The organism is Pseudomonas sp. GW821-FHT11G12 (genome assembly GCF_058808055.1).
Genome location: NZ_JBXARH010000004.1, coordinates 180,737 through 193,164, shown reverse-complemented (window position 1 = coordinate 193,164; position 12,428 = coordinate 180,737). Strand labels below are relative to the sequence as shown.

The 12,428-nt window shown below is 60.4% G+C and carries 10 protein-coding genes; 1 reads left to right on the top strand and 9 read right to left on the bottom strand.

Translation table 11 applies throughout. The annotated features are described in order from the left end of the window. Nucleotides 1-13: 13 nt before the first annotated feature. Genes AC1RR7_RS15115 through AC1RR7_RS15105 form a run of 3 tightly spaced genes read right to left on the bottom strand, consistent with a single transcriptional unit; the run spans nucleotide 14 to nucleotide 2,266 of the window. The gene (locus tag AC1RR7_RS15115; RefSeq protein WP_493157890.1) at nucleotides 14-703 is read right to left on the bottom strand and encodes a hypothetical protein; all 690 of its coding nucleotides are present in this window, start codon (nucleotides 701-703) and stop codon (nucleotides 14-16) included. After that, nucleotides 672-1,712 carry a GSCFA domain-containing protein gene (locus tag AC1RR7_RS15110; protein ID WP_493157889.1) on the bottom strand — a complete coding sequence of 347 codons (1,041 nt, stop codon included), beginning with the start codon at nucleotides 1,710-1,712 and terminating at the stop codon, nucleotides 672-674. The genes AC1RR7_RS15115 and AC1RR7_RS15110 overlap by 32 nt, the downstream gene beginning before the upstream one ends. A gap of 38 nt (nucleotides 1,713-1,750) precedes the next feature. Then, nucleotides 1,751-2,266, bottom strand: a complete 516-nt coding sequence (locus AC1RR7_RS15105) for a GNAT family N-acetyltransferase (protein ID WP_493157888.1) — start codon at nucleotides 2,264-2,266, stop codon at nucleotides 1,751-1,753. 437 nt (nucleotides 2,267-2,703) lie between these two features. Here AC1RR7_RS15105 and AC1RR7_RS15100 point away from each other — a divergent pair, with 437 nt between their 5' ends. After that, on the top strand, nucleotides 2,704-2,967 hold the full coding sequence (locus AC1RR7_RS15100; RefSeq protein ID WP_493157887.1) for a hypothetical protein: 264 nt from the start codon (nucleotides 2,704-2,706) through the stop codon (nucleotides 2,965-2,967). Nucleotides 2,968-3,080: 113 nt separating this feature from the next. Here the strand turns inward: AC1RR7_RS15100 and AC1RR7_RS15095 are convergent, their stop codons facing one another. From AC1RR7_RS15095 to AC1RR7_RS15070, 6 genes are all read right to left on the bottom strand, one after another. Beyond that, nucleotides 3,081-4,130, bottom strand: coding sequence for an NAD(P)-dependent alcohol dehydrogenase (locus AC1RR7_RS15095; RefSeq protein ID WP_493157886.1), 1,050 nt, complete (start codon nucleotides 4,128-4,130; stop codon nucleotides 3,081-3,083). Between the two features lie 127 nt (nucleotides 4,131-4,257). Further along, nucleotides 4,258-6,813: a fimbria/pilus outer membrane usher protein gene (locus AC1RR7_RS15090; RefSeq protein ID WP_096820621.1), complete on the bottom strand. Its 2,556-nt coding sequence runs from the start codon at nucleotides 6,811-6,813 to the stop codon at nucleotides 4,258-4,260. An 89-nt stretch (nucleotides 6,814-6,902) separates the two neighbouring features. Next, complete coding sequence (locus AC1RR7_RS15085) at nucleotides 6,903-7,649, bottom strand: fimbrial biogenesis chaperone (RefSeq protein WP_493157991.1); 747 nt, start codon at nucleotides 7,647-7,649, stop codon at nucleotides 6,903-6,905. A 72-nt stretch (nucleotides 7,650-7,721) separates the two neighbouring features. Beyond that, nucleotides 7,722-8,312 carry a fimbrial protein gene (locus AC1RR7_RS15080; RefSeq protein WP_096820622.1) on the bottom strand — a complete coding sequence of 197 codons (591 nt, stop codon included), beginning with the start codon at nucleotides 8,310-8,312 and terminating at the stop codon, nucleotides 7,722-7,724. A 134-nt stretch (nucleotides 8,313-8,446) separates the two neighbouring features. After that, on the bottom strand, nucleotides 8,447-9,094 hold the full coding sequence (locus AC1RR7_RS15075; RefSeq protein ID WP_493157885.1) for a response regulator: 648 nt from the start codon (nucleotides 9,092-9,094) through the stop codon (nucleotides 8,447-8,449). Nucleotides 9,095-9,137: 43 nt separating this feature from the next. Then, complete coding sequence (locus tag AC1RR7_RS15070; protein ID WP_493157884.1) at nucleotides 9,138-12,356, bottom strand: hybrid sensor histidine kinase/response regulator; 3,219 nt, start codon at nucleotides 12,354-12,356, stop codon at nucleotides 9,138-9,140. Nucleotides 12,357-12,428 lie beyond the last annotated feature (72 nt).

The window sequence follows — 12,428 nt, the reverse complement described above, 5'->3', positions numbered from 1 at the left end:
GCTCCCACAGGTGCTAGACGCCGCGACGGATCAGTTGCTTGACGATCAACTCACCGAATGCCAGATTGCCGTGCAGCGGGTCATCCACTTCGCAGAACGCCTCACGCTGAAAACCCTGCTCATCATTCGCCGCCTCGCGCACGTCGATCAGCTCGACGCCAAGCCCTTGCAGGCGTTCGATCAGCAATGACTGTGCGGCCATGAACACGCGCGTGTCGGAGAGCTCCGGCACCCGTTGCGGCGGCAATACGGCGAACACCTTGAGGTTCAGCGCCAGGGCCTGTTCATAGAAAGCCAGCGCAGGGCGGGACAGGGTGTCGATGACCGCCTCGAACAACGGCCCGGCGAGAAAACCGTCGTCGAACTCACCGTGCGCATTCTGGTAGCAGGTCCAGTTCGGCGCGGTGGCGAGGTAGTGCAGGCTCAGGCCTATAGTGCTCACCAGCGGCACGCTGACCTTCGCCAGTTGCGGCACTTTCAGCGTATCGAGAGCCTGGCGATACAGCCGATCCATTTCCCTATCCCGAAAGACCACGTCATTGCGCGCCAGGCTGAAGAAGTCGACGGCGAAGTCCCGACCGGTTCCCAGCGGGCCGCCGCCGAAAGGCAGTTCACGGGCCTGCGCTGCCTTGCCGATGATGCCGGCATGGGAGTCGCCCAGCAGCAGAAACCTAGGCGTAGTAATCGAGTACGGCGTCTTCACAGACAAGATCCTCGCTGGACACGCTGGTGGAGGGGGAGGTGGTCGGCGCCTGCACCGATTGAACCGCGTCGAGCCCGGCAAAGAATTGCTGCATCACGAACGCCACACCTTCTGGTGTGACTTCCCGTTGGTTGGGCTGGTAGAACGCGCCCTTGAACGGCGTGCCGGTGATGATTTCGTAGGACGGGAAATAGTCGACGTCGGGCAGGTCTTCACACAACTGCCCGGCGACGGCGCGCAGCACCGACTTGGAGTAGGTCGTCGAGCTCAGCACATGTTGCCCGGTAGCGGTTGCCGTCAACGGCACCGGTGACACGGTGAGCAACAGGCGCAGTTGCGGGTTGATCGAACGCATCAACTCCAGCGCCCTGACCATGTCGCCGTAAGTGTCCATGAAACCGAAGTTGCAGAACCGGTGGAGCAGCGGATCGAAAGTGCCGCGCACGGTGCCGGGGCACACGGGATACACCAGACCGGTCTCGCGATGTTGCCAGGCTTCGGTCAGGCCGAGGGTGAACACGAACACTTTGGCGCGGCGCAACGCTTCGCGGATGGCGTCGAGGGTGGCCTCACGCGACTCGAACAACGCTTGCTCGCTGGCAAATCCGTCAGGCTCCACGGCGGGGCGGAACGGATCGAAGAAACGCCCGTCATGCACCCAGACCTCATCCGGCGGAGCGCTCACGCCCAGCGCCCATTCGAGCCATTGGCACAACATCGCCGGGGTATACAGATTGCCGGTGCGGAACGAAAACACCCCGTAGTTGTGGGCCTTCCAGTCCGCCTCAGGCAACGCGTCCGGGGCGGGTTCCGCATCCAGCCAGTTCATGCCGCGCGCAACCAGCGCGCGGCCGATGTGCTGGGCAAAACAGGAACCGGCGGTGACGATGGCGTCCTTGTTGCCGATCTCGAATTGCGGTGTCCACAGCTCACCGATGTCCAGCGCGGACTTGTCGGCCACGGCCGTACGCCAGAAGGAGCGGGGTGGCAGGCATTGATAGGGATTCACGACGAGAGGCCTCCTTGGCGAGTCGTTGAGCGTAAGGCTCAGCGGATTTGATAGTGATAGATCAGATCGTCGAACCACCGATCACCGATCTGGTAGGCCTGCGGCACACGACGTGCGAACACAAAGCCGCATTTCTCCAGCACCTTGCAGGACGCGATATTACCGTCGGTCACGGTCGACTCCAACGAGTCCAGCCCGATGGATGCGGCATGGTCGATGATTGCCTGCCGCGACTCGGTACCAAAGCCTTTGCCCTGATGTTCCGGCAACAGCAGGCAACCCACCTCGGCATGCCCGGGCGAGAGAATGCGCAGCCCGGTCACGCCCAACTCCTGGCCGCTGGCCCTGTCGGCCACCACCAGGCACAACCAGTGCTCCGATTGCGGCCCCCACGCCGGGAGCCGATGTTCGAAACCTTTGCGAACCTGCTCCTCGGCAATGTCGCCGAACACGTACTGCATGGTCTGCGGCTCGGAATGCAGCCTGAGGAACAGAGGCCAGTCGGACTCGACCATCGTGCGCAGGTCCAGTCGATCCGTGGATAGCTCGAGCATCCGCTGCTCCTTGCGAGGATGGAAAAGGGAGAGGGTTTTTTACTGGGTGTGGGGGGAAAGATCAATGCAAAAGCAGGCGTTTACGTAATGACGTTGTTCATGGAATTCCTTTCCGCAAAAACTCGGGTCTGACGACCTTCGAAGACGATTGATATCTTTTTGATATCAAAAGGCTACTTCAAATGGAGTGATCTTGGAAAGCCATCCCGGGTTTCGCTGACGGTGTCTTGTGCGCGCTGGGCTAGATGGCGTGCCTTATCCGCCACTACGGCCAGGCCTCGAAGGTGCCACTCGTGCGTGGAAATGGTTCCATGAAATAACCTGAAAGTGGATCTCGTGGAGGGGCCAATCAATCCCTAAGATTCTTCTGCAGCCTATGAAAACAGCAGGTTTTTTCATTACTTCAGGAGGGTCTCCCGGAAGGGGGATTCATTGTCATGACGCCAGCCAGCAGCTATCCACTCGCCTGGAAACTCGCGGCCACCATTCTGTCGGTCGCTACGTTATCCGGCTGTGAGCCACCCACCCGGGCGGACTTCATTAAATATCCGACCTTGAGGCAAAAGTGGGCAATGATCTGCGATGCGCGCAGTCATGCAGCGGAAGTCAACGTCGAGGGATGCAAGCATTGGCGCGACTGGCAAGCTGCCAGTCACCAACCGGTACTGGACAACCTGATGAATCAGAATCTGGGCAAATGAACGGTCGCGAAGCGATCTCGGTAACAGAAGGGGGTTGGGCCAGCGGTCATCCCGGGGCATTGAAGCGCCCGGGATTTTCGTCGTTACATTGAGGCGTTCGTCGAGCCCGGCGCTCAGCCTGCCAACGTCGCGTTATCAATCACAAACCGATACTTCACATCGCCCTTGAGCATCCGCTCATAGGACTCATTGATCTGATCCGCGCGAATCAGTTCGATGTCGGACACGATGCCGTGCTCGGCGCAGAAATCCAGCATCTCCTGGGTCTCGGGAATGCCGCCGATCATCGAGCCGGCGATGGTTCGGCGTTTCATGATCAGGTTGAACATGTTCGGCGATGGATGCGGTGAGGCGGGGGCGCCGACCAGTGTCAGGGCGCCGTCACGCTTGAGCAGCACCAGGAACGCATCGAGATCGTGAGGGGCGGCGACGGTGTTGAGGATGAAGTCGAAGCTCTTGGTGTGCGCAGCCATTTCTTCCGGATTGCGCGACACCACCACTTCATCGGCGCCCAGTGCTTTGGCTGCCTCACGCTTGGATTCGGAGGTGGTGAACGCCACGACGTGCGCACCCATCGCGTGGGCCAGTTTGATGCCCATATGGCCCAGGCCGCCGATGCCGACTACGCCGATCTTCTTGCCCGGCCCGGCGTTCCACTGACGCAGCGGCGAGTAAGTGGTGATGCCCGCGCACAGCAGCGGTGCGACGGCGGCCAGTTGTGCTTCGGGGTGTCGGATGCGCAGCACGTAACGCTCATGCACCACGATGTTTTGCGAGTAGCCGCCGAGCGTCCAGCCGGGGGCGTCCGGGGTCGGGAAGTTGTAGGTGCCGATCATGCTGTCGCAGTAGTTTTCCAGGCCGGTTTCGCAGTCTTCACAGTGTTTGCAGCTGTCGACGATGCAACCGACGCCGACCAGATCGCCGACCTTGTATTCGGAAACATGGGCACCGACCGCCGAAACGCGGCCGACGATTTCGTGTCCCGGTACGCAAGGGAATTGTGTGCCGGCCCACTCGGAGCGCACCTGGTGCAGGTCGGAATGGCAGATGCCGCAGAAAGCGATGTCGATCTGGACGTCATGGGCCGCAGGGGCGCGGCGATTGATCTGGATAGGCTCAAGGGGTTTGTCGCCCGCATGGGCACCGTAGGCTTGAACTAGCATGGGAACGTCCTCGATGGGGTGGTCGAAGGGCCATCTTCCCGTTCTGCCCCGAAGGCACGTTAGTGCATTTCTATCGATTCCTTGCCTGATCCTGCCCGATAGTCGTCGAACGATGAGCCTCGCCCGTTCACGGCTGGCACACCAGACTCACACGCTCGTAGTTCACGGACTTGTCGCGCTCCGGCAACGAATAGGCGGCCGTGCATTGCTGACCATTCCATTTGATCAAGAGCGTGGCTGCATCTTCTTCCACCAGCGCCAGCGCTTTGCCGCCGGGGTCTGAAATCGCAATCTGTTTGCCGGCGCGGTCTTCCAGCGCAGCGCCGAACGGGAGGGGTTTGTGTCGAGCATCGAACAGCTCGAATTGCACGCGTCTGCCGCTGGTGCTGGCGTATCGGGCCAGCACCACGGCGCCGCGCCTTGGCACGACTTGTCGGGTCGCGTTGTCGATCTCGATGTCGGCGCCCAGGTCCCGCGTATCGAGGCTGATCCAGTTCACCCGATAAGGTTGCGCATTGGGCACGACGGCAAAGCCGTTGCGCCCGGTTTCGGCACCGCTGTAGCTGCCGATCTTGACACCGGCGACGCCTGGCACTTCAGCCAGCGCGAAGGTTTCACCCACCGTTTGCCCAAGATTGATCCCGCCTCCGTGGGCCACGACGGCACCGGCAAGGTTGAGGTTCTGCGAGGTGTAGCCACGCCCCTGGCTGTAGCCGGCGCTGACGTTGGCCACGGACGTGCGGGTGCTGAGGTTGGCCGAGGCCGAGTTGCCACCGTTGCTGCTGTTGCCGCCTTGCAGCGAGTAATAGGTGTCGCTGTCTTCCGACAGATAACCGTTGATGCCCACCTGCGTGCTGTCGCTGTCCTTCTGCGTGCTGGCCGAGACGAAGGCACGAGGCGCCCGAGGTCTGGAGCCCAGCGGGAATGACAGGGACAGATTGACCAGAGTGTCGTTGTTCGAAGGACCGAAATCACCGACATCCTTGGTGTAGGTGGCGCCGACGTTGTACGTCATCTCGCCCCAGACGTTGCTGTAGCCGGCCGAGAGGCTCTGGGAGCCCCCGCGATTCCAGTAGCGCTGATCGCTGGCGTTGAGATAGACACTGCCAAATTGCTGTTGACGGCCCAGGCTCTGGTTGACGGTCAGGTCGGTACGGGTTTTCGAGTTGGCGCTGCGTCTTGAGCTGTCGGTGCCGAGTTCTTCGACATGCTGGGTGAGCGTCCGATAGCCCTCGGTGGAGTATCGATAGGCGGCGAGGGTGAAGCTGGTGTCGGTCCCGGTGAACGTTTTTGCATACAACGCCCGCAGGCTGTTGCCCTGGGTGGATTGTCCGGGGGTACGGCTGGCCGAGTGGGTAAGGTCGATCGAAACAGCGCCGATACGGGTGTTGCGCCCGGCACCAAGCGCCAGCGCCTGGAAATTGTCCGAGGCCTGGACACCGACGATCCCGGTCAGGTTGCTGCTGATACCGTAAGCCAGCGTGCTGCTGACAAACTGCGGCGACGTCAGCCCCTCGCTGTTGCTGTTGTACTTGCCCGCCGAGACGCTGTACTTCGCCTGACCTTCACGCACCATGATCGGCAGGCTGGAAAACGCCTGCAGCGTGACTCGGCGACGGCCATCGGCTTCGATGATGGTCACTTCCAGGTCGCCGTTGGAGCCGCTGGGATAGATATCGCTGATCTCGAACGGGCCCGGCGGCACGTTGGCGGTGTAGAGGATGTAGTTGTTCTGACGGATCTCCACCGTGGCGCTGGTTTCCGCCACACCGCGGATGATCGGCGCGTAGCCGCGTTCGCTGTCCGCGCGCATGCCTTCATCGGAGGCCAGTTTCAGGCCGCGATAACGCACGCTGTCGAACAGGTCTGTGTCGGAGAAAATGTCGCCCGCACTGAATTGCCCCTTCAGTGCCGTCACATCATGCTGCACGAAGCTGCGGTTGCTCTTGAAGGTGCTCGGTTGCCCGGTGGTGCTGCTGAAGTTCGACTCGTTACGCAGCCGCCAGCCGCCCAGGTTGATCCCGTTACGCAATCCCAGGTTATTGGAAAGTGTGGTGCTGTGATCGGAGCTGTTGCGGTTGCTGCTCAACTGATAGTTGATAAAGGCTGCCGAAACACCCTGATCCCACAGCGCCGGGTCGACATACCCGCGCATGCCGCGCTGCATGGCGATTTGCGGCACGCTGACCATCAGGCGCAGCCGACTGACGTCGTAGCGCACAGTGGCTTTGTCGATCAGCTCGGGAAGGTCATGACACGCGTGCGGATCTAGGGGGTCAAGCTTGCCGGTCGCTTCGAGTTTTTTCATGTCGATGCCCAGTTGCTGGAGCATGTCCAGGGTCAGACAGGCCTGGACCTTGCCGTTCTTCGCATTGCGCCGAAAATCGATATCACGACGCCCCACCAACACCTCGTTGCTGTAGAGATCTACCCGGTAATTGCCCGGCAGCACGCTGTTGGCCGACAGCAACAGTTGCAGGTCCACGGACGACTGGGCGCCCTGAAGAAACGCGGTGTTGAATTGGTCGAGCGGTTCTTGCTCAGGCTCGGCGGCGGTCGCAGCGATGGGCAGGCAGGACGCAATGATGATGGCCAGCGTTGGGCTCAAGCGTGATAAGGGAATTGCCAGTTGCCAGCTGTGGTTTACGCCACGATCTTGTCTGTCGCGAGTGAGTAAAAACATGCAATTGACCTATATCACCCCCGGTACGCATGACTGAGCGGAGCGAAGTGAAGTACGGTTGATGTACGACTGATAATTAAACAGGCGCGTTAAGGCGATTCTTTGGCCAGGCTGGCTTTCGTTGTTGAACTTCCAGCCAGTGTTGTGGCGTAACGCTCCTGCGCGCCGTAGTCGTTGATGCTGGTGAACGACAAGTGGGCGGTTTTGATGTTTGTCAGTTGTTGGATGGCGAACTCTTTCTGCTCGCCCGGGGCGATCATCAATGAATCAACTACGTTTTCAGCTGATGTTCCTGACTGCAGTTTTATATCCACCATGGACACGTGGTAGAGACCGGGGTTTTTGATGCTCAGGGCTGTTTTTCCTGCCCGTTCCACAAGCGCCCATTGCAGTTCGGTCGGTGCCAGATAAGCGTTGGCGTTCAACCCGGCCGGGCGGAAGAACACTTTGATGCGCTGGCGCACGGCGAGCTGCAGCGTGTTTTGTGCCTTGGCGGCCTGAGGGATCTCCTGGACATTGAGCCAGACCACCGACTCTTTGTCGGACGGCATGCCGGTGCCCTCGTAGATCACCCGCAGCAATTGCTGTTCGTTACCGGTCACCCGGGCCAGCGGCGGGGTCACGGCGAAGGGCACCGAGGCCGTCTCGGACCCGTCGCGGTCGACCCAGGACTGGATAAGTACGTCTTCACCGTTATTGCGCACGGTGATGCCGGCCTCTTTGTGCTTGCCGTCGAACACCAGGCGGGTGGCGCTCAAAGAGATACCGGCGCTGGCCTGGGCAGCCACGAGCAAGCCCAGGAGGCCCAGGCAAAAGGAAAGGGGACGAACCAACATGATCATTACCGATTGATTGCCAAAGAGAGGCGGGGCACCGGGCCCCGCTCCGGGGTCAACGTCTGCGCGGAGTTATTCGTATTGCAGAACGAAAGGCAGGGTGGCATCACCACGACCGGCGACAACGGTGTCCAGCGGGCCGGTGGTGACGTAGGCAGCCGAGAACTTCAGGGTGGTGCCGCCATCCTGCAGGGTGTTCTCGATGTGGGCGGTGGCGTCCGAAGAGAGATCGATCAGCGCGCCGTTGGCGTCGAGCAGGGCGATACCGATGTTCTTCGCCGCGCCCAGTCCGTCGATCAGTTTCAACACCTTGGTGCCTTCGACGAGGCCCGAGCCGGCGCCTTTTTTCGGTTGGAAGATCATCGACACCTTGGTGCCCTTGTTGCAGGTGATCTTCATGTCGAAGTTTTCTGCGCTGAGCTTACCGCTGCCGATCGGTGCGGCTGCGGTGCCCATGTCCTTGATCGACACTTCACCCATCGGCACGGAAATGGTCTTGTTCAAGTCCGAGCTCTGAACCGAGCAGGCGTCGTTGTTGATGATGCCGGAGAAGTTGATGGTGCCGGAGCCGGCCTTGGTTGGAACGACCGGGTCGGCGGCAAATGCATTGCCGGTGGCGCTCAGGATTGACAGGGTCAAAAATGCCAGGGTGAACTTTTTCATTCTGATTTCCGTATGTGTTTGAAGTGCAGCGTTAAAGTGCGCTGCCACGATACGAAAGCTGTTCAGATGAAAAAATCAGACGATCCTTAGATTCACGAAATGCCCATGAATCAACAGTCGCTGATGACGGTTCGTTAGTTGAAAAGTTTGCGCTCGATGCAGTAAGCCAACAAATCCTGATCACTGCTGACTTCAAGTTTGCGCATTGCGGCGATCTTTTGCGTACTGATGGTCTTGGCACTTCTGTTCTGGCCACGGGCAATGTCGCTGACACTTTGGCCTGCAACAAACAGGCGCAGGATTTCATGCTCCTTGGGTGATAGTCGGGCAAAGCGTTCGTCCAGGTCGGCGGTGGACTCGATCACCGAAACCGGCTCTGGGGTCGCACTGCGGAAGGGCCTGCCATTGGCGACAGCCTTGAGCGCGACTTCGATTTCGTTGTGCAACTGATGTTTCTGGATGACCCCGAGGACGCCCAGTTCATGCAGGCGGGTCAGGATCAGCGGATTGGAGATCATGGTCAGCACCAGGATCTGCACATGGGGAAAGTGCCGCTTCAGGTACTCCACCAGTTTGAGACCATCACCATAGGGGGAGTCCGCAGGCATATTGAAGTCGGTGATGACCAGGTCGACAGGCTGGCTTTCGAGCAGCTTGATCAGCCCGTCCGAACTGATGGCTTCGCCCACGACGCTGAAATGCTCGTCCCGTTCGACGAGTTCGCGCACTCCCAGCAACACGATGGGGTGATCATCCGCGATGACAACGTTGAGTTTTTCCATGACCAGGTGTCCGTAAGGTGTCGTTGGGTAAATAAGGGGGAGGTTACTTGAATGTCGCCAGTAACGCGTTCAGGTCTTCAAGAACCTGGTGAACGTCCAGCGTCAGGGCCGGGGTGAGTTTGTGCCCGGTCAGTCGGCATTCCAGCAGGGCGCAGGTCTGGGCGAGGGCGCTGGCCTGAATGACCCCCAGTGAGCCGGCGACGCTGTGGAGTTTTTGTGCCGTGCGGTCAGCCTCTTCCTGGTTCAGCGCTGTGCGGATGTCCTGCATGTCCTGTTGCAGGGTGCGGATAAAGAGCTCCTGCATTTTCGCTGACAATTGCACAGGCGCTTCAGTCGAGGAGGGGGCCTCGACTATCGGAGCGCTGTCGGCATGCGCGGCCACGGGCTTCTTGCAGTGTTTGATCAACTGCGTTCGCAATGTTTGCAGGTTCAGAGGTTTGACCAGCCAGGCGTTCATGCCCACGGCGGCACAACGTTCGCCTTCCTCGCGCAGGGCATTGGCGGTGACACCGATAATGGGCAGGTCCGCGCCGCGTTGGCGCAAGGCTGTGGCCAGTTCATAGCCGTTGATGATCGGCATGTTGACGTCAGTCAGCACCAGGTCGAACAGCCCGGGCAGCCATTGGGCCAGTGCCTGTTCTCCGTTGTCGGCCGCTGTTACCGAACAGCCCAGGGCTTCCAGTTGTTCCTTGATGATCGCCTGATTGATCGGGTTGTCTTCGGCCACCAGGATCCGCAGATTCAGATCGGCCGCTGTTTCGGGCAGTAAAAGTGGCTGGTGAACATCCGCACCGTGCAGCGCACGGTTCACGGCCCGGGCGATCGCGCGGACATCGTGAGCGTCGACTTCCCGATCCTGCGTGGTGCCCGCCGGCGCTTTGCGGGCGCCTGCGGTGGCGATGATCCGTGGGCCGGGCCAGGGGGCTTCATTGCCAATCGGCAGCATATCCACCAACAGCGCCGACGCCGTGGCGGGTTGACTGTCGCCACCCGCGACCCGGGCGTCCGCACCCAGGCGGTTGAGCCAGGCGCAGAGGTGCTGCGCCAGTTCCTGAGCCTGTGCACGGACATAAACCGGTGGAGTTCCCGGCGTGAACTCGGGGCAATCGGCCAGTTCTCCCGGCAGACACTCCAGTGTCAGTTGCAGGGAAAAACTGCTGCCCAGCCCGGGCTCGCTGACCACTTTGAGCTGGCCCGCCATCAGGTCGCACAGCCACCGACAGATCGCCAGGCCCAGCCCCGCACCCGCTTCACTGGAGGCATCGCGGACCTGATAGAACGGATCAAACAACTGCACTTGCTGGGCCTGGGAAATACCGATGCCCGTATCGCTGATCTGCCACTGCAGGCTCACGTCACCGGCGCTGCGCTCCAGCACCCGGACCCGCAGAACGACCCGACCGTTGTCGGTGAACTTGATGGCATTGCTCAACAGATTATTGAGGATTTGCCGAATGCGCAGCGGATCACCGCGAACCCGGTCCGGAAGGCTGGCATCCATGCAGGCGTAGAGTTGCAGCCCCTTGGCTTCGGCGAAGGCACTGTAGGTGCGCAAAGTGTCTTCGGTCAGTTCCAGCGGGCAGAAATCCTGGTCTTCCAGCGTCATTTGCCCGGACTCGATCTTCGACACGTCCAGCACATCACTGATCAACTGGAACAAGGTGGCGGAAGACCGCTGGATGGTATTGAGGTACTGCTGCTGACGCGGTTCCAGCGGGGTCAGCCCCAACAGTTCGAGGGTGCCCAGCACACCGTATAACGGCGTACGGATTTCATGGCTCATCGTCGCCAGAAACCGGGTTTTGGCCGCGTTGGCCGAATCGGCGGCTTTGCGTGCGTCTTCCAGTGCGGCGGCATCTTCGACCAGGCGGGTGACGTCATGGATTGCGCACAGCCAGGCATCCTGTCCCTGATAACGGGTGGAGGTGAAGTCGACATGCAGGTGACGGCCATCGATCTCAAGGTCGGTCTGCCCGGAACGGATGAGATCGTGCTGACGATTGAGTACCGTGATCAGTTTGGTGCTGTCCTGCCATTGCTGGGCGCGGCGATTTTCCAGTAACACGGCATGGTCTCTGCGGCGGATGACGCACAGGCCGGCCGGTGCCGTATCAATGACTGTGCGGCTGAACGCTTCGCTTTCGGCGATGCTTTCGTGGGCCCGGTGGGCAGGCAGCACCACGCGGCGCTTGTACCAGCGATTGAACGCCCGGCCACCGCCAATCCCCGCCAGCAGCAACGCGAACAACGCCAGCAACGGCCACAGGGCGTAGTTGAGGAAGCTTTTCAGGCTGATGACGTAAATCCCCGACCAGTGCCGTTCGCCCGGGCTGGAGACTTTGAACACCAGCCCGTCACGGTTGAAGTTCAGTCCTTCATCAATCTTCAGATCAGGTTTTATCGCACCGATCAGCGCTTCACCGGAGGGGGCGATGAGGGTGAAGTGGTCGTAGATCGACCATTGCATGATGCGTTCGATGTTGTTGACCTGAGCCAGGTTCAACAGTGAAGCGACCACCACCCAGGAGCTGGCGCCCTCGATATGCATCGGGGCCGAAGACAAGTCGATGTTGACGTAACCGAGCACGGACGCCTTGGCGCTGTCACCCTCCGCCGCATTGTATTGCACCCAGTGAACCCGGTTATCCAAGGGCTTTGGGTTGGCATCGTGCAGTCGTTGCAGCAACTGCTTCATTACCCCGACAAACTCCCCGCCCTGTATCTGGCCCTCACCGCGCAGACGCCCGGCGGCGGGCACGGCGATGTCGAAGTTGTCCGGGACGTTGAACAGGACAACTTGCGGTGACTGAAAATGCGAGGCCGACCAGAAGGCGCTGTAGTGATCGGCCAGGTGCGCACCGAGGTTGAAGACTTTCAGGTGCTGACTGGGGGCGATCTTGTGCGGATCGACCTTCACACTGAAGGGCAGGGAAAAGGAATGCTGTTGGCCCCGGTAGATATCAGGCCCCTCGTCAGGCATTGCCTGTTGCAGCGACATGGGGATAACCGTCGAGGTCAACATGCCGCCCTCGGCGCTGTGCGCAGACAGCGTTTCGAGAAAGGCTTCCTGTTCGTGCAGATTCTCCAGCAACCGCGCAAAGTGGAATCGCACCGTGTCGTGCTGCTCTTCGAGCGTGCGCTGCACGCCCCAATAGCTGATTCCGATCAGCAGCATGACGGTTGCGCACAGTACGGTCAGGCCTTTGTTCAGGCGCAGCGAACTGTTGGCCAGTTTGTCGAAAATGGCGTTGGGATGATTCATCGCACGGCCACGCGACCGGTGAGCGCAAAGCGGTTGAGCACTGAGACCTCGAAGCAAGAGACGCTGGAACGC